Below are 21828 nucleotides of genomic sequence, written 5' to 3' on the forward strand. Positions count from 1 at the left end.
AGGCGGAAATATGCGAATTCTGGGCCTTGAAATACTGTGGTAGAAGGCCCATAGGCCCGGCTTTCCGGGTATTTGCACGGAAGTAGAGTGGTTTTATGTATCCATTGGCCGATAACGACACCCAAGTGCTGACACACCCTGCGCATCCCTTGCGGCTCGATACGCTCATCCTTCTGCGGTGGCTTGCAGTCGCGGGACAAGCAGCCAGCGTGCTCTTCATTCAGTATGGGCTCGGCTATCCGTTGCCGTTGCTGGGGTGTCTTACGCTGATCGGTCTTTCGGTCCTGCTCAATGTCGGGCTCCTGATCCGGTTCGGTCCGGCGCACCGGCCCGGGCGGCGGCTGGCATTCCTTCAGCTTGCTTATGACTGTCTGCAGGTGGGCGGATTGCTTTATCTGACCGGCGGGCTCGGCAATCCCTTTGCACTCCTGTTGATTGCACCCGTCTCGGTTTCCGCTTCGGTGCTGCCCCAGCGCGAAACGGTCCTGCTGGCGGTGCTTGCTGGCGCAATTGCGACCGCTCTGGCGATGTTCCATCTCCCGTTGCCCTGGGATCCGGCGGCGCCCTTTGTGCCGCCAGCGGTCTATCTCATCGGGATGTGGGTCGCAGTTCTGTGCGGTGTGGCCTTTATCGCGGGGTATACGGGCAAGGTCGCGCACGAAGCGCGGCAATTGGTCGACGCGCTGACGGTGACCGAGCTTGCGCTCTCGCGCCAGCAGCAGCTTTCCGCGCTCGACGGCCTTGCGGCGGCGGCGGCGCACGAATTGGGGACGCCCTTGGCGACGATTGCGCTGGCCGCCAAGGAAATGCGGTCGGACGCGCCGACGCAAGAGATGGCGGAAGATATCGACCTTATCCTCGAACAGGTGGCGCGGTGCCGGGCGATCCTCGGTAAGCTGCGTAGCCTCAAGCCTGGCGGCTCAGACATTTTCGATCACGCATCGCTCTCGGATATCGTCGCCGAGCTCGCCAAGCTGCACGAGCATTCGAGCGCGGGCGCGGGCAAGACGATCGCGCTTTCGAAATCCCAACATGGGGGACCCGAGCCTGTGATCGCGCGCAATGTCGGGCTCTTATATGGACTTGGGAACCTCATTGAAAACGCGGTGCAGTTCGCGCGTGAAAAGGTTTCGATCAGCGCCGGATGGGACGGGTCCCGCGTGGTGATCACGATCACCGACGATGGGCCGGGGTTTCCCACCGATCTTTTGAGCCGGCTGGGCGAACCCTATCTCACGACGCGCTGGCGCGGCGGGGATGCGGATCCGCGTCCCGCCGAGGGCGCGGGCGGGCTGGGACTGGGCGTTTTCATCGCCAAGACACTACTTGAGCGCACCGGCGCGCGGCTGCGATTCTTCAACGCGCGGGCGAACGGGCATGCGTGCGTCGAAATCTCCTGGCCGCGCGCCGTGCTGGTCGAAGAAGCGTACCAATAGGCCGCATGGAGCGGCTTTGACCTTTTGGGTGTTATTCGCCATATAAAGGACGGCGAGAGGATAACAAAATGACCGATTTGACCGACCTTGCAGATGAAGCCCGTACGCTTTTGCTCGTTGACGACGACAAGCCGTTCCTGACGCGGCTCGAGCGGGCCATGGACAAGCGCGGCTTTATCGTATCGATTGCAGACAGTGTCGCGGCGGGGCTGGCGGCGGTCAAATCGAATCCACCAGCCTTCGCCGTCGTCGATCTGCGGCTCGAGGACGGGAACGGGCTAGAGGTGGTTTCCACGCTGCACGAGAAGCGTCCTGACGCCCGCGCGGTGGTTCTGACCGGCTATGGCAATATCGCAACGGCGGTTACGGCCGTGAAACTGGGCGCGATGGACTATCTCGCCAAGCCCGCGGACGCCGACGACATCATCAAGGCGCTGCTTGCGGACGAAGAAATCAAGCCCGAACCGCCGGAGAACCCGATGTCGGCGGACCGCGTGCGCTGGGAGCATATCCAACGCGTTTACGAATTGTGCGACCGCAACGTTTCGGAAACCGCGCGTCGTCTCAACATGCACCGCCGAACGCTGCAACGGATTCTTGCCAAGCGCGCACCGCGCTAGCGCACTCTACACATCTTCGGGAGTTCTCCATGACCGTCACCCTGTCGTTTCACGGTGCCGCGGGCACTGTCACGGGCTCGTGCTACCGGATTACGCACGATGCGGGCACGTTTCTCATCGATTGCGGGCTCTTTCAGGGCAACAAGACGGTCCGGGCGCTCAATGCCAAGCCCTTTCCCTTTTCCCCCGCCGATATCGACTTCGTGCTTTTGACGCATGCGCATATCGACCATGTCGGGCTCATTCCCAAGCTCTACAAAGGCGGCTATCGGGGGCCGCTGCACGCCACGGTGGCGACGCACGGGCTCATCGAATTCCTTCTGCCCGATTCCGCTTCGATCCAGGAGAGCGAGGCCGAACGGGAAAACCGCAAGCGGCGGCGGCGGGGCGAACCTCCTGTCGAGCCGCTCTATATGCTCAAGGATGCCGAGCGGGCGCTCGAGCACCGGATCGAGCACCCTTATTGCGAATGGTTCTCGCCCGGTGAGGGGGTTCGGGTACGGTTCTGGAATGCGGGGCATATTCTGGGCTCGTCATCGATCGAGCTGGAAGTCGCCGATGGCGAAGCACCCGTCAGAATCCTCTTTTCGGGGGATATCGGACCGGACGAGAAAGCGTTCTATCTTGAACCAGAGAGCCCGCACGACCTCGATTATGTCGTCTGCGAATCCACCTATGGCGGGCGCGACCGCGCCGATTATACGCTCGAAGCGCGGCGCGCGGCGCTGGGCACGGAACTGCGCGAAGCGCTCGAAAGGGGCGGCAATGTGGTCATTCCCGCTTTCGCGGTCGAACGCAGCCAGGAGTTGCTGCACGATATCGGGGTCCTGATCAAGGATGGTACGATCAACCCGATAGCGGTTTTCCTCGATTCACCGCTGGCGCGGCGGGTGACAGGCGTCTTTCGGAATTTCGCGGATCAATTCGAGGATACCGAACTCAGCGCCGAGGAGCTTTTTGCCGATAAGCGCTTCAAAATCGTCGAGACGGTGGAGGAATCCAAGGCAATCAATATGATTCGCGGCGGTTCGATCATCATTTCGGCCTCGGGGATGTGCGATGCGGGGCGAGTCAAACACCATCTTCGTAACAACCTGCCACGCCACGACGCCACGGTGTTGTTCGTCGGCTATCAGGCCCAGGGTACGCTGGGACAGGTGATCCAGAGCGGCGCGGACGAGGTGCGTATCCACGGGCGCGAAACGGTGGTACGCGCGACGATCCGCACGATTCAGAACTATTCGGCCCATGCCGATCACGCCGAACTCGTCGCGTGGGTCAAGGCACGGCTGCCCGTGCATGGATCGGTGTTTTTAACCCATGGCGACGACGAGGAACGCAAGGCCTTCGCCGTCGCATTACGGGAGATCGGGCTTTCGTCCGATCAGATCATCCGGCCCGAGCTCGACGATCTCGTTGAGCTGCTCGCCGGCGGCGCGGGCGCGGCGGTGCCGACGAAAGCGCCACGGATCGAGCCGGGTCAGATCGCGCATGATTGGCACAATTCCTACGCGGAGTTCATCATCGAACTGAGCCACAAGCTGCGCGAAGCGCCGAACGACACGGCGCGGCAAGAGGTGATGGACGCAGTGAAGGCGGCGTTGGACGCGGCGCAGTGAAGCCCTCCCTACTCCGCCGCCTGCTGCCCCGATGAGCCGTCCTGAGGGCCCAAGGATGCTTCGGCTTTCGGCCCGGTGAACATCAGCCTTTGCTTGCGCTTTTTGCGGGTGATGCGGACCTGGCGTACGCGGCGGGCATCTGCGCGGGTGATCTCGAGTTCGAACCCCTTGAGCTTGGAAATCACCTCGCCGCGCACGGGTACGCGGCCCATCAGCGCAAACACCAGACCGCCCAGAGTATCGACATCCTCGGCGACTTCGCCGGGGTCGAAATCGGGGCCGACGGTCTCGGCCAGTTCGGAAAGTTCGATGCGGGCGTCGGCAAGGAACATGTCCTCATTAAGCGGCTTGAGCATCGCCACTTCATCCTCGTCGTGCTCGTCCTCGATGTCGCCTACGACCGCTTCGAGAAGGTCTTCGATGGTCACAAGCCCGTCGGTGCCGCCATATTCGTCGATCACCACCGCCATGTGCATACGGGTGGCCTGCATGGACTGCAAGAGGTCGATGACCGGCATCGACGGCGGCACGAAGAGGACTTTGCGGACGAGATCGAGCTTGCCGATCTTCTGTTTGAGCGCGGGTGTGACGAATTTCACCGGACTTGCGGGCATGCCGTTGCCATTTCCAGCGCCATTGGTGCCGTCGGCCGGTTTGTCCGCCTTGACCCGTTCGGTAGTGCGGTTGAGCACGTCCTTGATGTGGACCATGCCGATGACCGAATCGAGGCTGTCCTCGAAAACCGGCATGCGCGAATGTCCCACATCGCGAAAGCGTTCGATGACGTGACCGACGGTGACATTGACCTCAACGGCTTCGATATCGGCGCGGGGAACCATGACGTCCTCGACGCGCATATCGCCCAGGTTCAAAACGTTCTGAAGGATAGCCCGCTCGGACGCGGAAAAGCTGTCCGGCATCTCCGCGTCGTAGTGCGATTCGAGGGCTTCCTGCAGGTCGGTACGCAAAGACCCCCCGCGGCCGGGCAATAGGGTTTTGATCCTGGCCCAGAGTGTGGGCCGCCTGTCAGGGGAAGGTTCGGACTGTTCAGTGTCGCCTGAGAGGCGATGCGGCCGGCGCGCCGCGGCGCTAGATTGATCGTTGTCGGTCATCTTGGGGTGCGGTGACTCGTTTCGGTCAACCGTCAGCACTCCTGGTTCATTGCGCGTTTCGGGCTATGGTGCCCCCCTAGATCAGCTCCGCGCCATCATAGGGGTCGGGGTATCCCAACAGCTTCATAATATCGGTTTCTCTCGCCTCCATGACAAGAGCCTCATTCTCGGAAACGTGATCGAACCCGAGAATGTGAAGCATTCCATGGACGAGAAGGTGGACGAAATGGTCCTCGAAGGGCTTTTCGAGATCGGCCGCTTCGCGCACAAGTGTCTCGTATGCAAGGGAAATATCGCCCAGAAGGCCCATCACCGGACCGTCGGGCGCGATTTGCGGGAAAGAGAGCACATTGGTTGACGCATCCTTGCCGCGCCATTGCCGGTTGAGCTCTTTTTGATGCGCGTCGTCGGTGAGAAGCACGCTCAATTCCGCCGGACCGGCCAGAAGCCGACCGGAGTGTTCGAGCGCGGCCCGCAGAGCGGTCTCGGCGAGCGGTTCGAGGCCCTCGGGCCAGTCGCCACCCTCGACGGCGATGTCGATCTCGAGAGGCGCGCTCAAACGTCGAGCCGTCCTTCGCCGAGCGGATCCTTGCCGGTGGCGCCTTCATAGGCGCGCACGATGCGGGCGACGAGCGCGTGGCGCACGACGTCCTTGTCGGTAAAGCGCGTGATGTGGATACCCTCGATCTCCGAAAGCAGGTGCAGCGCCTCGACGAGGCCGGATTTCTCACCACGCGGCAGGTCGACCTGAGTGGGGTCGCCGGTGATGATCATTTTCGAGTTTTCGCCCAGACGGGTCAGGAACATCTTCATCTGCATGGATGTGGTGTTCTGCGCCTCGTCGAGAATGACCGCGGCGTTGGCGAGGGTACGCCCGCGCATGAAGGCGAGTGGAGCCACCTCGATGGTGCGGTTTTCAAGGCAGCGGTCGACGACCTCGGGCTGCATCATATCGTAGAGCGCGTCATAGAGCGGACGCAGATAAGGGTCGACCTTTTCCTTGAGGTCACCGGGCAAAAAGCCCAAACGCTCACCGGCCTCTACCGCGGGGCGGGTAAGGATAATGCGATTGATCTCGCCGCGCTCGAGAAGCGTTGCTGCATGGGCGACCGCGAGATAGGTCTTGCCCGTACCGGCCGGACCGACGCCGAAAACGAGTTCAAACCGGTCCATGGCGCGGATATAGCCGTCCTGGGCCGGATTGCGCGCGACGATGGTCGCCTTGCGCGTGGCGATCTGGGCCATGCGCACCTTGCCCTTCTTCTCGATGGTGGGCAGCGAAAGCTGGCTGTCCTCGGTCTGGACCATGCGTATCACCCCGTCGACATCGCCGACGGTAACGTGTTTGCCTTCCTCCAGCATATCATAAAGCGACTCGAGCGCCCGGCGCGCCTGATCGACAGCGTTGGCGCCGCCGCGCAACATCACGTGATTGCCGCGCGAATTGGCTTCGACGGCGAGCCGCTGCTCGATCAATGCGAGGTTCTGGTCGAATTCACCGTAAAGCTGGGACACAAGCCGGTTGTCTTCGAACGCCAGTTCGAGGTGGGCGGGCGGGGGGGCGTCGCCCTGAGCACGTAAGTTTCGTGTCAAAGTTGGCTGCTCCGGAGGCATCAAATCCGAATCTTTCCGATATCCGATGGTATCAGACCGCTCGCGCCTTGCCTCGGGCAATTGTGCCCGAGAGTGAATTTTTTGCCGTGCCGGTGATTTCGACCGGCAAAATCTGGCCGATCAGGCCCGCATCGGCTTCGATATGGACCGGCTGCAGATAAGGGGAACGTCCTGCGACCTGGCCCGGGTTCCGTCCCGGCTTTTCGATAAGCACAGGAAAGGTCATTCCGACACACCCTGCGTTGAATGCCGTCTGAAGCGCGTTGATTTCCGCCTGCAGGCGTTCGAGACGCTCGGCCTTGATAGGTTCGGGCACTTGGCCGTCCATTTCTGCGCCCGGTGTTCCGGGGCGGGTGGAATATTTGAACGAGAAGGCTGAGGCGTAGCCGACCTTTTTGACGATATCGAGGGTGGCTTCGAAATCCGCTTCGGTTTCACCGGGGAAGCCGACGATGAAGTCGCCCGAAAGAGCCATGTCAGGGCGCGCCTCGCGAATCTTTTCAATCAGTTCGAGGTATTCGGCGGCCGTGTGGCGCCGGTTCATGGCCTTGAGGATACGGTCCGAACCCGACTGGATCGGCAAATGAAGGTATGGCATGAGCTTGTCGAGATCGCGGTGGGCAGCGATCAGCGCATCGTCCATGTCGCGCGGGTGGCTCGTGGTATACCGGATGCGTTCGAGGCCGTCGATTTCGGCGAGCATGTGGCAGAGTTCGCCAAGGCCCACGCTATGGCCGGTCTCATTGAGTCCGTGATAGGCGTTGACGTTCTGGCCTAACAGCGTCACCTCGCGCACGCCGGCATCGGCAAGCGCCTGTGCCTCGGCGACCACCTGCGCAACGGGGCGCGAGACTTCCGCGCCGCGGGTATAGGGCACGACGCAGAACGAGCAGAATTTGTCGCAGCCTTCCTGGACGGTCAGAAACGCCGTCAGCCCGCGCTTGATGGTGGCTTCACGGCGCGGTTGGGGCAGATGGGCGAACTTGTCTTCCTGGGGGAAATCCGTGTCGATCACCCGCTCGCCACCGGCCTTGGCGACGAGCTCGGGGAGCCGGTGGTAGGATTGCGGGCCGAAGACCAGATCGACAGCCGGAGCGCGGCGCATGATCTCTTCGCCTTCGGCCTGGGCGACGCAGCCGGCGACACCGATCAGCATCTTTTTGGCATCGGGACCGCGCTCATCGCGGAAATCGCGGATGCGGCCGAGTTCGGAATAGACCTTTTCGGCGGCCTTTTCGCGGATGTGGCAGGTGTTGAGGAGCACCAAGTCCGCATCGCCCATTTCGGTGGTGGGCGCATAGCCGTGCTCGGACAGCGCGTCGGTCATCCGGTCGCTGTCATAGACGTTCATCTGGCAGCCATAGGTCTTGATGAAGACCTTTTTGGTGTTGGTTTCGCTCATCGCGGGTCGCCATTTTGCTCGTTAAGCGGCCCCTTTACACCCTTATGGGGGGTTATTGCAAAGGCTGGCCGCGATTCAGGGCGACAAGCATGCGCCGAACCTCGCGCTCTGCGGTTTTGGCGATTGTTTTGCGGTCTCCGTCGCCCCTGATGGGATCTCCAAAGGCGATAGTGACGTCCTTGGGGCCCGAGGAGAGGATCGTCTTGAGATTGTCCCCCACCCCCATATCCCCGATCCAGGCGACCTTCGGGCGCTCGTGGCGCGAAAGCGGCAGGCCCGAGAGCGCGGTATAGGCGATGGTCATGGGCTGGACGACGACCTCGCGGCCCGTACCCTCGGCCATTGCCTGACGGGCGGCACCCATCAGCGCGGAGCGGAAAGGCAGGACATGGGTGCCGATATCGGAGGTACCTTCTGCGAAAAGCAGGACATTGCTGCCTTCCTCGATGCGGTCTTTCATTTCGCTTGCGGTGCGGCCCGCGTCCGTGCGGCGGTCCCGGTTGACGAAGACGGTCTTTTGCAGCCGCGCCATGAAGCCGACGACCGGCCAATTGGCGATTTCGGATTTGGCAACGAAACAGACCGGGAATTTCGAAGCGATAGCGGGGATATCGAGCCAGGAGATGTGGTTGGCGACGAGGAGAACCGGGCCGTTTTTGACCGGCGCGCCGACGATCTTGACGCGCAGGCCGAGGCCGAAGGCCATCAGCTTGAAGAACATGCGCGGGAGGATCGTCCAGCCGGGGCGGTTGAAGGCGAGGATCAGCGCCTGAATGGGCAGGCCCACGAGCGTGAACGGCAACACCACGAGGGCGAGGAACAAAAGCCTGAGGATCATGACCTTCGTCTACTCGTCACCATCTTTGGCGATGGGGATGCCATAGAGTTCCAGCCGATGGTCGACGAGCTTATAGCCGAGTTTCTTGGCGATAAGCTCTTGAATCGCCTCGATCTCTTCGTTGCGAAACTCGATGACCTTGCCGGTGCGCACATCGATCAAATGGTCGTGGTGCTCGTCGGGATTCTGCTCGAAGCGCGCGCGGCCATCCTTGAAATCGTGCTTGGTGACGAGGCCGGCTTCCTCGAAAAGGTTGACCGTCCGGTAGACCGTCGAGAGCGAGATTTTCGGGTCGATTGCGGCGGCGCGGCGGTAGAGTTCCTCGACGTCGGGGTGGTCGGTCGCCGCTTCGAGCACGCGGGCGATGATGCGGCGTTGCTCGGTCATGCGCATGTTGCGCGCGACGCATTGCTCCTCGAGCGTGGCCTCGCTGCCCGATTGCGTGCCCATCAAGCATCTCCGAAATATCCGTCGTTGGAATGCGGGTTAGCCGAGATTGGCGCGCATGACAAGGGCGGTGGCGGCCGACCCGTCGGGCTTGGAGTAGTAGCCCTTGCGCGTGGCGATCTCGGCAAAGCCCATGTTTTTATAGAGCTTTATGGCACCCAAATTGGTTTCGTCGACCTCGAGGAACATGGAGCGCACCGGGGTCATGCGCAGATCGGCGAAGGCAGCCGCGAGCAGCGCGCGGCCGATACCTTTGCCCCTGAGCTTTTTATCCACCGCAATCGTCAAGAGCTCGCATTCGTCGCCCGCGATGCGGAGCATGGCGAAGCCGCGGGGCGTGCGGCGGTTATCGAGCGCCACGTAGGACGGGGTCTGAAGCGGATCGGCGAGATAGGCCTCGAAGTCCTCGTGGGGCCAGCCGCGGTAGAAGCCCTGGGCGTGGAGTTTGGCCAGGGTGTCGGCGTGGGCGGGTTCGCCATAGCCGATGAAAAGCCCTGCCGGTGCAGTCCAGTAGCTCATTGGCGCGCGACCTTTCCGCGCGTTTGCGGCTTGGCGTCGGCGGCGCGGATATAATTGGGGACTGGCGGGAAATCGGCCGGATTTGCGGTGGCGGCGAATTTTGTCATCGTGGCGATGTCGATCATGGGGTCGTCCGGGGCGGTGCGGGAGGCGACCTGCAAGGCCTGGTTGAGGTCGACTAGTTCGGGCGCAGAGGCCGGAATTCCGGGGGCCGAGAAGGCCTGACGATAGGCCTCGCCACGCTTGGCATCGACGATGAGATCAATGGGACCATCGTGGGATAGGCTGAGCGCCAGAAGCGAGGAAATGCCGAGGACCGGCACGCCCAAGGCAAGGCCGAGGCCGCGGGCGACGGAAAGCCCGATCCTCAGGCCTGTAAACGAGCCGGGGCCGGTCGTCACCGCGATTTTTTCGATTGTCTGATAGGCCAGCCCGTTCCGGGCGAGGATGGCGACGATGACATCCATGATGATTTCGGCATGCCCGCGCGCGATATCCCGGATCTCGACATCGATTTTTCCGTGCCGATTTACGAGCGCGATCTGGAGGCGCTCGCGGGCGGTATCGATGGCGAGGGTTACGGGCATTGTCATGGAAAAGGCTTTATGCGCAAAACAAGAGCCCCGCAAGCGCGAGGCTCACGGGGCGTCTGTCTTACGGATGTGAGGCCGTTATTCGATAAACTTTCTTCTCGAACCGCTCCAGTCAGATCTGCTGGACCTGCTCGACGCCGGGAACGAAATGGCGCAACAGGTTCTCGATGCCGGACTTGAGGGTCGCGGTCGATGAGGGGCAGCCCGAGCAGGCGCCCTGCATGTGGAGGAAGACCGTGCCTTCCTTATAGCCCTTGAACGTGATGTCGCCGCCATCCATGGCGACGGCGGGGCGGACGCGGGTGGCGAGAAGTTCCTTGATGACTTCTACGGTCTCGGCGTCGCCGTCGTCGAAGAACTCGTCCTCGTCATTGGCCTCTGCCGGCGGCGTGCCCTCTGCAAGGATCGGCTTGCCGCTCATATAATGGTCCATCACCGCGCCCAGGATGGCGGGCTTGATGTGGGCCCAGTCGGTCTCTTCCGCCTTGGTCACCGATACGAAATCGGAGCCGAGAAAGACGCCGGAAACGCCATCGAGGGAGAAGAGCGCGGAGGCGAGCGGAGAAATGCGCGCGGCTTCGGCGTCGCGGAAATCGCGCGGCTCGCCAGCGAGCACTTCACGCCCAGGGAGAAATTTGAGCGTTGCCGGATTGGGGGTGACTTCGGTCTGGATAAACATCGCGTACGGTCCGTTCATGCGCGGGGCGGAAGGCTTTTTAGAACCATTCCAAGTTAGTGCCAAAATAGTCGTTTTGGTGGGGAATGCAAGTCCAGTCATCGGGGATTCAGGGATCAGGTATCAGACGAACCCCATCTGATACCTGATCCCTGACCACTGATGACTGAATCAGCAGAGCGCCGCCAGATCCCCGTCCGAGATCGAGCCGGGGACGATGGTGACGGGGACCCGCAGGGCGTTGGCGCCCCGGGCGGCGATGGAGGAGACGAGCGGACCGGGGCCTTCCGCCGAATCGGCGGCGGCCAGGACAAGGATGGCGATATCGGGATCGTCGGCGAGCTGCCCTTCGATCTCCTCGGCCTTCTTGCCCTCGCGAATCACGCGCTCGACCTTGATCGAGCCGAAAGACGCGATGCGGGCAGCCTGACGGGCCTGCAGCGATTCGAGCGCCTCATAGGCCTCGGTGCGCATGATTTCCTCGACGCCGAGCCAATGCTGGTAGTCGTCGGGCTCGATCACCGAAAGCAGGACGACCGTGCCGCCGGTGCGGCGGACACGCAGGGCGGCAAACGTGACCGCCTTGGCGCATTCCTCGCTGTCGTCCACGATGACGAGGAATTTGCGTTTATATTCATCCGCATAGCGGTCGTTGGTGTCGGGCAAGCGATGATTCCGGTGCCTGTTGCGGGACGCGGCATGCTGCCACAGCGGATTTGAAGGTGGCAAGAGGGTGGATTGAGGGGCGTGCGTCGGGGGGTTGGGCGTTACGCCGAGCGCAGCGATTATGGCTGAATTGGAGTGACTTGCTGACAGTCCGCTTTCCTCCTAGTTTCACAGTCCGGCACTTGGCAGATAAAAAGGTTCAAGTTGGCAATGAACAAAACGCGCCATGACGATGGAAGCGCAGGGGACGTCGACTATGGCGAGATCGGCGGCTCTTATGGACGCTTTCGTCAGCCGGAGCCTGTGATCGCCGCACAGATCCTCGAAGCGTTGGGAAACGCCTGGACCATTCTGAACGTGGGGGCAGGAACAGGGTCTTACGAACCCACTGACCGAGAAGTGACAGCGGTTGAGCCATCGGCGTCGATGAGGGCGCAACGCCCCGCGAACCTTAGCGTTGCGATTGACGCAGTGGCGGAGGATTTGCCTTTCGCAGACGACAGCTTCGACGCCTCGATGGCAACGGTGACAGTCCATCAGTGGTCGGACCTAGAGAAAGGGCTGACCGAGATGCGCCGGGTCACCAGAGGCCCCGTTGTTCTTCTCGTCTGCGATCCCGCTCTGATGGAAGATTACTGGCTCAACGATTACATTCCTGAGGTTCGAGCGATTGAAGCGAGCCGCTTTCCGCCCATTCAGCGCATCGCAACTGCTCTTGGCCAACACGTCGAGGTTAGGTCGGTGCCTGTTCCGCTGCACTGCCGCGATGGCTTCAACGAAGCATATTATGGCCGCCCAGAAGCACTGCTCGACCACGAAGCGCGACTAGCCTGTTCGAGCTGGAGCTTGGTTCCGAGGGCGGCCGTCGAACGCTTCGTCAAGCATTTGTCGAGTGACCTTGCGAGTGGCCGCTGGGACGAAAAATACGGTCACCTCCGTTCCCAGCCGTTCTTTGATGGGCCGTTGCGCCTTGTTGTCGGGAAGCCGGCTTAGCGGACCAGCGTCCGCTCTCAGGTGTACGTCTGTTTGCTTCCCAATGACCGACTTGGGGACGAAATTTGCGGATGAATATAAACGCAAATTCCCCGTAATCGTGGATGACAGCGAGGAATGCGCCAAGGCGGTCACCGCCGATATGTTTCGCGACGCGGCTGTCGCGACAGGCTTGGGGGTATCGGGACGCAATGCTTCTTTGCGGGAAGCACCGCACGGTCCCGGTTGACTTGCGCTCCCGTCTCCATCGTCATCCGCGGGCTTGACCCGCGGACTTAGAGCGCCTTTCGCTCTGATTGATCATTGGCACTTTTCCTCCCCTGTCATCACCCGGCTTGTCCGGGTGATCCAGAGCAGCCCCGGTACCAAGCGCAAATGGTTGCAGAGCTTCCCGCACGCTGGACAGCGCGCTACTGGATCACCCGAATAAATCGGGTGATGACGGGGGAGGGGGCGGGGGGTGCGGCGATCCAATATGAACGCATTGCGGCTCCAGGTGCATCTCCACAAGCACAGTATAGAGGAAAGGCTGCAAGGTCGCCGGGTCAAGCCCGGCGATGACGAGGGGCGGGGGAGTGCCGGCGCAAGAGCCGGGAGCGGCGCGCTGGACGGCCCTTCGCTCACGTTCCAGGCGGGGCGGCTTTCCCATCATGCTACGCCGGGGACAAGCCCGGGATGGCATGCTGGAGGCGCCGCCGCGCTGTGCCCTGAAGCGGATACCAGCGGGTGACCCCGGCGATAACGCGCCGGAGGTAACGGACGCCCGAGCGCCCCTTACCGCACGAACCCCACGATATCCCGGATCTCCGCCATGTTCTTTTCCGCCAGCACCCGTGCCCGATCCGCACCGTCGCGGAGGACGGCCTCGATTTCACCCGGGTCGGCGACGAGGCGCCGCATTTCGGCGGCTTGCGGCCCCAATACCGAGACGGCGAGTTCGGCAAGCGCGGGCTTGAAGACGCCGAAGCCCTGGCCGCCATATTGGGACAGGACCGCGTCGATGGTCGTGTCCGCGAGCGCGGCGTAGATGCCGACGAGATTGGCGGCTTCAGGGCGGGCCTCTAAGCCTTTGGCTTCGGACGGTAAGGGCTCGGGGTCGGTCTTGGCTTTCTTGATCTTCTTGGTGATCGCGTCGGCGTCGTCCATCAGATAGATGGTCGCCATTTCCGAGGACGAATCGGATTTGCTCATCTTTTTCGTCCCGTCGCGCAGGCTCATGACGCGGGTGGCCGGGCCGGTGATGACCGGTTCGGTGATGGGGAAATAGTCCCCATCATGGCCCCTGGCCGCGATCGAGGCGGAAAAATCGTGGTTGAACTTGGCGGCGATGTCGCGGGTCAGTTCAAGGTGCTGCTTCTGGTCCTCGCCCACGGGGACGTGGGTGGTTTTATAAAGGAGGATATCCGCGGCCATGAGCGAGGGATAGGCGAAGAGCCCGAGCGAGACGTTTTCGGAATTCTTGCCCGCCTTGTCCTTGAACTGGGTCATGCGCGCCATCCAGCCCATGCGCGCGACGCAGTTGAATACCCAGGCCAGTTCGGCATGCTCGGCGACCTGGGACTGGTTGAAGATGATCGATTTTTTCGGGTCGAGCCCGGCGGCGAGATAGGCCGCGGCGACCTCGTAGGTGCGGCGCTTGAGGTCCTCGGGCTCCTGCCAGACCGTGATCGCGTGCATGTCGACGACGCAATAAATGCAGTCGAACTCGTCCTGAAGGGGCACGAAGCGCTTGATGGCGCCGAGGTAATTGCCCAGATGCAAATCGCCCGAAGGCTGGATGCCCGAGAATACGCGTTTTGGGAATGGCATGGACGGATGTCCCTGAAAGAAGTCGAATTAAGGCTGGGGCGTTTTGTTTAGTCGCTTAGCCTGTCCGCCGCAAGCGCGCGAGGAGGGTGCCAAGCTTCTGGATGCCGGTTATATGCACGAGCGCGAAGTAAACCACGAGCCCCACCGCGATAAGGGCACCCAGCGCGACGATTTTTTGTAGCGTGCCGGCATTGGCCGCGAGCCAGGGGGCGAGCGGGATGGCGAGGAGCCAGAGGACGAGCGCCATCGCAAGCGCGACACCGAGGATCATGGCGTGGCGCCGGATCTGGCTTGCGGAGAGGCGGAAATGTCCGCGCCGGGCGAGGAGGATGGCGAGGGTTATGGTGTTGACCCAGGCGGAAACGGTGGTCGCAATCGCGATGCCGACGTGCTGGAGCGCGGGGAAGAGCGCAAGCGAGATGGCGATGTTGACCGCGACGGAGACCCCCGCGATGACCGTGGGGGTGACGGTATCCTCGCGGGCGAAAAAGCCCGGCTGGAAGACTTTTATCAAGACGAAAGCGGGCAGGCCGAAGGCAAAGGCGATGAGCGCGTCGGCAGTGGCGCGGGTGGCTTCGGCGTCGAAGGCGCCGCGTTCGAAGAGCACCGAGATGATGGGGGTCGCGAGCGCGGCGAGCGCGGTGGCGGCGGGGAGGCTGAGGAGCATCGAGATCAGCAGCGCATTGTTCTGGCTCGTGTCGGCCTCGGCCCTGCGGCCGCCTTTTAAATGCCGGGAGAGTTCGGGCAGGAGGACGACGGAAATGGCGATGCCGATGATGCCGAGGGGGAGCTGGTAGAGCCGGTCGGCGTAATAAAGGTAGGAAATGGCGCTGTCGGCCTGCGAGGCGATGATGGTGCCCACGAAGATGTTGATCTGGGTGATGCCGCCCGCGAGCATGGCGGGAACGGCGAGGAACCAGAAGCGCTGGACGGATTTATCCACGACCGGCCAGGTGAAGCGCGGCATGAAGCCGGTTTTTGCGAGCGCCCAGATAACGAGCGCCAATTGCACGACGCCCCCGGCCATGACGCCGATGGTGACCCAGATGGCGTCGAAGGCCGGGTCGCTGCTCTGGTAGAGGACGAGGCCGGCGAGGACGATGATCGTGGCGATGTTCAAAAGCACCGGGGCGAAGGCGGCGGCGAGGAAGCGCCCCAGCCCGTTCAGTATGCCGCCATAGGCGGCCATCAGGCTCATGCAGGCGAGATAGGGGAAGCAGATCCGGGTGAGGAGGACCGTCAGTTCGAACTTTTCCGGATCGTTGAGGAAGCCCGGCACGAAGGGGACGAGGAGGGCTTCCATGAAGATTTCCGCGAGAACGGTGACGATCACGAGGAAGACGATGAGCCAGGAGATGATGCGGGTCGCGATCTCGCGCGCAGCCTCCTCGCCTTGCTGTTCGAGCGCGCCGGTAAAAATGGGTACGAAGGCGGTGTTGAAGACGCCTTCGGCAAAGAGCCTGCGGAAGAGATTGGGGAAGCGGAAAGCCGCAAAGAAGGCGTCGGCGACCGGGCCGGTGCCCAGAACGCCCGCCATCAGCATGTCGCGGGCAAAGCCGAAGACGCGGCTTAGCAGCGTCAGCGCGGAGACGGAGAAGAAATTGCGGTAGAGGCTCACGAGTGGATGCCCCGAGCGGGGCACGGTTTCCCTTCTCCCCTTGAGGGAGAGTAAGTCGTGGCCCGAAGGGACAAATCGGTCCGGTGGACCGATTTGAGCGCTGAACGCCGCGAAGCGGTCGGATGAGGGGTGCGCGCCTGAGATAAAACGCGGCTTTTGCGCTGTTTGCGCCGCCGCACACACCCCTCATCCGACCCTCGCTTCGCGAGGCCCACCTTCTCCCTCAAGGGGAGAAGGGAAACCGTGTGCGCGAGGCGTTCGGCGCACAACGCAAACCTCTCCATCACGCCGCGCCCTTTTGCTTTTCAGGCTCGAACACCGCCTCGAGCGCGTCGCGGATGCGTTTCTGGCGGGTTTTGGCTTCGATTTTGCCGCCCGTCAAATCGGTGACGTAGAAGACGTCCACCGCCTTTTCGCCATAGGTGCCGATATGGGCCGAGCCGATGGTGAGGTTGAGGTCCGAAAGCGCGCGGGTCAGGTGGAACAGGAGGCCGGTGCGGTCGAGGCCGGAGATTTCGATCACCGTAAACTTGTCGGAAAGCTTGTTGGAGATGAAGATTTCCGTGGGGACCGAGAAGGGCTGCAGGCGGCGGTTGTAGCGCGAATCGTGGCCGAGATCGTCGGGGAGGTATTTGCGGCCTTCAAGGAGCGCCTTGACCGTTTCTGTGATGCGCGCGGCACGGACCTTTTCGTCCTCGTCGGTTTTGAAGGTGCGGCGCAGGCGGAAGGTATCGAGCGCGTGGCCGTCGCGGGTGTTGAAGATCTGCGCGCCGATGATCGAGGCGTCGGCCATGGTGCAGGCGCCGGCGATGAGCGAAAGGAGCCGGGGGTGGTCCGGGGTATAGAAGCTGACTTCGGTGATCCCCTCGAACGCCTTGATGGCCGTGGTCGCCGCGAAGGCGCCTTTGTTCTCGCCAGCCCGGTCGAGCATTTTGGCGTGGGCGACCTGCAGTTCGGGTTCGGCGCGCAACCAGTAATTGGGGAAGTGGCGCGCGGTATAGGCCTTGAGCTTCGATTTCGGCCAATCGGGCAGCGCGGCGGCCAATTCGTCCTGCGCTTCGGCGATGCGCTGGGACTGGGAGACCTGGGAGTGCCCGCCTGAAAGGAGCGGTTCGGTAGCGTAATAAAGCGCGCGCAGGAGCGAGCCCTTCCATCCCGTCCAGACGCCGGGACCGACCGCGCGGATATCGCAGGCGGTCAGGATCATCAGAAGTGCCAGGCGCTGGGGCGACTGGACGACCTCGGCGAAATTGCGGGCGGTTTCGGGGTCCTGGATGTCGCGCGATTGCGCGATTTCGCTCATGAGCAAGTGATGACGCACGAGCCAGGCGACGGTTTCCGTTTCGGCGGGCGTCAAGCCCAGCCGGGGGCAGAATTTGCGCGCGATGGTTTCGCCGGCGGTCGAATGGTCCTCGGGGCGGCCCTTGGCGATGTCGTGGAGGAAGAGCGTCACATAGAGCAGGCGCACGTCCGAGAGGTGCGGCAGGAGTTCGTGGGTTAGAGGCAGTTCGTCCTTCAAGCCCCCGTTTTCGATTTCGGCCATGACGCCGACGGCGCGGATCAGGTGCTCGTCCACCGTGTAGTGGTGATACATGTTGAACTGCATCAGGGCGACGATCTTGCCGAATTCGGGGACGAATTTGCCCAAAACCCCGGATTCGTTCATGCGGCGCAGGATGCGTTCGACGGATTTGGGTGCGGTGAGGATATCGCGGAAATAGGCGTTGGCACGTTCGTTGGCGCGCAGATCCTTATCGATCAGGCGCATGGAGCGGGTGAGCTCCTTGAGCGCGTCGGGGTGGAACATCACGCCTTCGCGGCCGGCGACCCAGAAGATCTTGATGATATTGACCGGGTCCTTTTCGAAGACGTCCGGCGCCGCGGTGGTGATGCGGCCGTGCTCGAGAACGAAATCGGGCTCGCCGCGGATGGCACGGCGGGTCTTGCGGAACGATCGGAAGACACGGCCGAAGGCGTCGACCTTTTTGGCGTGGGCGAATTCGAGCGAGGTGCAGAAGATGCGGGTCAAATCCCCCACATCCTTGGCGACGAGGAAATAGCGCTTCATGAAGCGCTCGACGCCCAGCATATGCGCGCGGTCCGAATAGCCCAGGCGCTCGGCCATTTCCTGCTGGACCTCGAACGTCAACCGGTCGTCGGCGCGGCGGAGGAGAAAATGGAGGTTGCAGCGGACGGCCCACAAAAAGTCCTCGGCGCGCTGGAAGGTGCGGTACTCGGCGCGGGAGAAGACGCCCTTGTCGATCAATTCATGCGAGGTGCGCACGCGGTAGAAATATTTGCCGATCCAGTAGAGCGTGTTGAGGTCGCGAAGCCCGCCCTTGCCGTCCTTGATGTTGGGTTCGACGACATAGCGGGTGTTGCCCTGGGCCTCGTGGCGGGCGTCGCGCTCGGCCATTTTCGCGGCGATGAATTCCGGGCCGGTCTTTTCGACGATCTCGGTTTCGAACCGGTCGCGCATCTGGTTGAAGAGGCGCTTGTCGCCGGTTAAAAACCGGCTTTCGAGCGTTGCCGTGCGGATGGTCATGTCGGACTTGGCCATCCGGATCGAATCGTCGACCGAGCGGACCGCGTGGCCGACTTTTTGCCCCAGATCCCAGAGCATATAGAGGACGAATTCGGTGACGCTCTCGCCCCAGGGGGTCTGCTTATAGGGCAGGATGAACAAAAGATCGATGTCCGACCCCGGCGCCAGCGTGCCGCGGCCATAGCCGCCGACAGCGGCGATGGCGAGGGCTTCGGCCTCGGATGGGTTTTCGCGCGGGTAGACGTAGCGGGTGGCCCAGATGTGGACGGCGCGGATCACCTCGTCCTGGGCGTGGGCGATGGCCTGGGCGCAGCGGGTGCCCTTGTGGGTGGCGATCAGTTCGGCCTCCGCGTCGGCGCGGGCGGATTTGAGCGCGGATTTGACCTTGTCGAGGAGGACGGCGCGGGCGGCTGGGCTGTCGGGCGCAAGCTCGGCGGTCGCCTCGCGCACATCCCGCACGAGGGTCTCGGCGTCTAGCCCTCCGCGCGCGGGGGCACGCTTTACGTGGGTGTGCGGCTCAGCCTGTGCGGTCAGCATTATGGGCCTTTTTCAGCAAATATATCCATTCGAGCGCTTCGCGCGGGGTCATGTCGTCCGGGGCGACCGCCTCTATCATATCGTGCACGGGGTTATCATCGGGTTGCGATGGCCCGGGGGCCGGCATATGGGCAAAGAGCGGCAGGTCTTCAAGAACCGAACCGGGATCCGATTGCCCGCGCTTTTCCAGAAGCTCCAAAATGGCGCGGGCGCGCTCGACGACGGGGGCCGGAAGCCCGGCGAGGCGGGCGACCTGGATGCCGTAGGAGCGGTCGGCGGCGCCTTTTTGCACCTCGTGGAGGAAAACGACATCGCCTTTATATTCGCGCACGGTCATGGTGTGGTTCGAGACGCGCGACAACGTCTCCTTGAGCGCGGTCAATTCATGATAGTGGGTCGCGAAAAGACCCCGGCAGCGCGTGGTTTCGTGCAGCGCCTCGACGCAGGCCCAGGCGATCGAGAGCCCGTCGAAGGTCGCGGTGCCGCGGCCGATTTCGTCGAGGATCACCAGCGAGCGCTTGGTGGCGCGGTCGAGGATGGCGGCAGTTTCGACCATTTCGACCATGAAGGTCGAATGGCCCTGCGCAATGTCGTCGGAGGCGCCGACGCGGGAGAAGACCCTGTCGATAGCACCGATATGGGCCGCGCGCGCGGGGACGTAGGACCCCATCTGCGCGAGGATGGCAATGAGCGCGTTCTGGCGCAGGAAGGTCGATTTACCGCCCATATTCGGCCCGGTGATGAGCCAGAGCTGACCGGCCTCGGCCGCTTCGGGCGCCGAGAGGTCGCAATCATTGGCAACGAAGCTCTGACCTTCGCGCTCCAAAGTCGCCTCGACGACAGGGTGGCGCCCGCCTTCGATCTCGAAGGCGAGGGACTCATCGACGGTCGGGCGGCAATAGCCGCGTTCGGCGGCCAGCGTCGCGAGCGATGCGGCGACGTCGAGGGCGGCCATGGCGTCGGCGGCGGCCTGCAGCTCTTTGGTTGAAGCCAGCACCGCCTCGCGCAGGCGAGAAAAGATCGCAAGCTCGATCTCGATCGCCATATCCTGCGCGCGGGCAATCTTGCCCTCGAGCTCGGCCAACACGCTTGTCGTGAACCGCATCGCGTTGGCGAGGGTCTGGCGGTGAATGAATTTTTCGCGGTGTTCGTCGAGGAGCTTTTGGCCGTGGCTTGCGGGGACTTCGACGAAAAAGCCCAAGACATTGTTGTGCTTGATCTTGAGCGCCTTGACACCGGTTTCCTCACAAAGCTCGGCCTGGAGCTGCGCGACGACGGTGCGGGATTCGCGGCCCAATTTGCGCTGGGTGTCGAGTTCTGCGTCATAGCCCTCGGCAACAAAGCCGCCGTCACGGATCAAAAGCGGCAGGTCTTCGGCGAGGGCGGAGCCGAGTTCGTCCGCGAGCGCCGAGGGCGATTTGCCCAGCGCCACCGCGATATCGAGGAGCCCTTGCGGTAGTGGATCGAGCCCGCCGACGAGCCCGCCCAATTCCAGCGCGCGGGCGACGCCGGTGCCGATCGCGGCGAGATCGCGCGGGCCGCCGCGTTCGAGCGCGAGGCGGTTCAAGGCGCGGGCGATGTCGGGCGCGGACCGCAATTGAGCGCGGATATCGGTCGTTGTCATCGGGTTGTCGATGAGCGCGGTGACCATATCGAGCCGGGCGTTGACCGCTTCGGGGTCGATGAGCGGCGCAGCGAGGCGGGCCGAGAGAAGCCGGGCGCCGGCGGGGGTCACGGTCTTGTCGATGGCGTGGCGCAGGCTGCCTTTGGCTTCGCCGCGATTGGTCGAAAGCAGTTCGAGCGAATTGCGGGTCGCCAGATCGATCCGCATGTGTTGGGCCGCGTTCTGGGTCCGGGGCGGACGCAGCGCAGGGAAGTGGCCTTTTTGCGTTTCCGCGACATAGCCCACGAGCGCGCCCAAGGCCGCGCGCGCGGCGCGGGAGAAGGCCGTGGGATCGACGCTGCCGTCGGTGAAATGATCGCGCAGGTGCTCGGCGGCGGTTTCGGAATCGAACCGGGCAGGCGGCAGCAGGGTGCAATTGGCGATGAGCGGGGCCGGGATGCCCGCCTCGCGCAGGGCGTCTAAGGTCGTCTGCGTCATCGCCAGCTCGGCGGCGTCGATGCGGCCCAATTCGTCGGCAATAGCGTCGCGGGAAATATCGGTGACAAAGAGGTCGCCGGTCGAGATGTCGGCCCAGGCGAGCGCGAAATCGGCGTCACCGTGGCGGAGCATAGCAAGGGTTGCGAGGAAATTGTGGGCGCGGGCGACGAGGTGGTCGTCTTCGGTGAGCGTTCCGGGCGTGACGAGCCGGACGACGTCGCGCTTGACGACCGATTTCGAGCCGCGCTTCTTGGCTTCGGCAGGATCTTCGACCTGCTCGCAGATGGCGACCTTGTGGCCCAGGCGGATGAGTTTATTGAGATAGTCGTTGGCCGCGTGGATGGGCACGCCGCACATGGGGATGTCCTCGCCCAGATGCTTGCCGCGCTTGGTCAAGGTGATCGAAAGCGCCTGTGCGGCGATTTCGGCATCTTCGAAGAAGAGTTCGTAGAAATCGCCCATGCGGTAGAAGAGCAGATAGCCCGGGTTAACGCCCTTGATCTCGAAATATTGCGCCATCATGGGCGTCACGGTATTCGCCGCGGCAGCGGCGGGTTGTGCGCTATCGATGTCCCTGGACATGATCTGTGGCATCGGGGATGGGGTGGTCCCTACGCGGTGGACGTTTCAAAGGTTGCGAACCTATTGCAGTTTGCGCGCGATTCCAACAGCCGGGGAGCCCG

The 21828-nt window shown here is 62.8% G+C and carries 18 protein-coding genes; 4 read left to right on the forward strand and 14 right to left on the reverse strand.

Annotated features, from left to right (window positions below; all coding sequences use genetic code 11):
* Positions 1-95 precede the first annotated feature (95 nt).
* The 3 genes from LG281_RS11505 (at position 96) to LG281_RS11515 (ending at position 3675) form a co-directional block, all read left to right on the forward strand.
* A complete protein-coding gene (locus LG281_RS11505) occupies positions 96-1436 on the forward strand; it encodes an ActS/PrrB/RegB family redox-sensitive histidine kinase (RefSeq protein WP_404400785.1) in 1341 nt (446 codons plus the stop codon).
* A 68-nt stretch (positions 1437-1504) separates the two neighbouring features.
* Entirely contained in the window at positions 1505-2056 is a 552-nt protein-coding gene (locus tag LG281_RS11510) for an ActR/PrrA/RegA family redox response regulator transcription factor (protein ID WP_404400787.1), read from the forward strand.
* A 29-nt stretch (positions 2057-2085) separates the two neighbouring features.
* Positions 2086-3675: an MBL fold metallo-hydrolase gene (locus LG281_RS11515; RefSeq protein ID WP_404400789.1), complete on the forward strand. Its 1590-nt coding sequence runs from the start codon at positions 2086-2088 to the stop codon at positions 3673-3675.
* A gap of 8 nt (positions 3676-3683) precedes the next feature.
* On the opposite strand, the gene LG281_RS11520 is transcribed toward LG281_RS11515, so the two are convergent.
* The 10 genes from LG281_RS11520 to LG281_RS11565 all read right to left on the reverse strand — a co-directional run bounded on the left by LG281_RS11520 (position 3684) and on the right by LG281_RS11565 (position 11542).
* Entirely contained in the window at positions 3684-4643 is a 960-nt protein-coding gene (locus tag LG281_RS11520; RefSeq protein ID WP_404400791.1) for a hemolysin family protein, read from the reverse strand.
* 220 nt (positions 4644-4863) lie between these two features.
* Complete coding sequence (ybeY, locus tag LG281_RS11525; RefSeq protein ID WP_404400793.1) at positions 4864-5346, reverse strand: rRNA maturation RNase YbeY; 483 nt, start codon at positions 5344-5346, stop codon at positions 4864-4866.
* Positions 5343-6380 (reverse strand): PhoH family protein, encoded by a 1038-nt coding sequence (locus LG281_RS11530; RefSeq protein WP_404400795.1) that lies wholly within the window; start codon positions 6378-6380, stop codon positions 5343-5345. Before LG281_RS11530 ends, ybeY begins: the two co-directional genes overlap by 4 nt.
* A gap of 52 nt (positions 6381-6432) precedes the next feature.
* Entirely contained in the window at positions 6433-7803 is a 1371-nt protein-coding gene (gene miaB, locus LG281_RS11535; protein WP_404400797.1) for a tRNA (N6-isopentenyl adenosine(37)-C2)-methylthiotransferase MiaB, read from the reverse strand.
* A gap of 52 nt (positions 7804-7855) precedes the next feature.
* Positions 7856-8641, reverse strand: coding sequence for a lysophospholipid acyltransferase family protein (locus LG281_RS11540; protein WP_404400799.1), 786 nt, complete (start codon positions 8639-8641; stop codon positions 7856-7858).
* A 9-nt stretch (positions 8642-8650) separates the two neighbouring features.
* Positions 8651-9091: a Fur family transcriptional regulator gene (locus tag LG281_RS11545; protein ID WP_404400801.1), complete on the reverse strand. Its 441-nt coding sequence runs from the start codon at positions 9089-9091 to the stop codon at positions 8651-8653.
* A 36-nt stretch (positions 9092-9127) separates the two neighbouring features.
* Positions 9128-9607: a ribosomal protein S18-alanine N-acetyltransferase gene (gene rimI, locus LG281_RS11550; protein WP_404400803.1), complete on the reverse strand. Its 480-nt coding sequence runs from the start codon at positions 9605-9607 to the stop codon at positions 9128-9130.
* Entirely contained in the window at positions 9604-10200 is a 597-nt protein-coding gene (tsaB, locus tag LG281_RS11555; protein WP_404400805.1) for a tRNA (adenosine(37)-N6)-threonylcarbamoyltransferase complex dimerization subunit type 1 TsaB, read from the reverse strand. Before tsaB ends, rimI begins: the two co-directional genes overlap by 4 nt.
* A gap of 112 nt (positions 10201-10312) precedes the next feature.
* Positions 10313-10879: a NifU family protein gene (locus LG281_RS11560; protein WP_404406717.1), complete on the reverse strand. Its 567-nt coding sequence runs from the start codon at positions 10877-10879 to the stop codon at positions 10313-10315.
* 168 nt (positions 10880-11047) lie between these two features.
* Complete coding sequence (locus LG281_RS11565; protein WP_404400807.1) at positions 11048-11542, reverse strand: universal stress protein; 495 nt, start codon at positions 11540-11542, stop codon at positions 11048-11050.
* Positions 11543-11752: 210 nt separating this feature from the next.
* Here LG281_RS11565 and LG281_RS11570 point away from each other — a divergent pair, with 210 nt between their 5' ends.
* Positions 11753-12535 carry a class I SAM-dependent methyltransferase gene (locus LG281_RS11570; protein ID WP_404406719.1) on the forward strand — a complete coding sequence of 261 codons (783 nt, stop codon included), beginning with the start codon at positions 11753-11755 and terminating at the stop codon, positions 12533-12535.
* Positions 12536-13309: 774 nt separating this feature from the next.
* Here LG281_RS11570 and trpS read toward each other — a convergent pair.
* From trpS to mutS, 4 genes are all read right to left on the reverse strand, one after another.
* A complete protein-coding gene (gene trpS / locus LG281_RS11575; protein WP_404400809.1) occupies positions 13310-14344 on the reverse strand; it encodes a tryptophan--tRNA ligase in 1035 nt (344 codons plus the stop codon).
* 55 nt (positions 14345-14399) lie between these two features.
* Positions 14400-15986 carry a murein biosynthesis integral membrane protein MurJ gene (murJ, locus tag LG281_RS11580; RefSeq protein ID WP_404400811.1) on the reverse strand — a complete coding sequence of 529 codons (1587 nt, stop codon included), beginning with the start codon at positions 15984-15986 and terminating at the stop codon, positions 14400-14402.
* A gap of 259 nt (positions 15987-16245) precedes the next feature.
* Positions 16246-19044: a [protein-PII] uridylyltransferase gene (locus LG281_RS11585; protein WP_404400813.1), complete on the reverse strand. Its 2799-nt coding sequence runs from the start codon at positions 19042-19044 to the stop codon at positions 16246-16248.
* Positions 19025-21727, reverse strand: coding sequence for a DNA mismatch repair protein MutS (gene mutS / locus LG281_RS11590; protein WP_404400815.1), 2703 nt, complete (start codon positions 21725-21727; stop codon positions 19025-19027). Before mutS ends, LG281_RS11585 begins: the two co-directional genes overlap by 20 nt.
* Between the last annotated feature and the right edge of the window lie 101 nt (positions 21728-21828).

Source organism: Pelagibacterium halotolerans, from assembly GCF_044811015.1.
Classification (GTDB): domain Bacteria; phylum Pseudomonadota; class Alphaproteobacteria; order Rhizobiales; family Devosiaceae; genus Pelagibacterium; species Pelagibacterium halotolerans_A.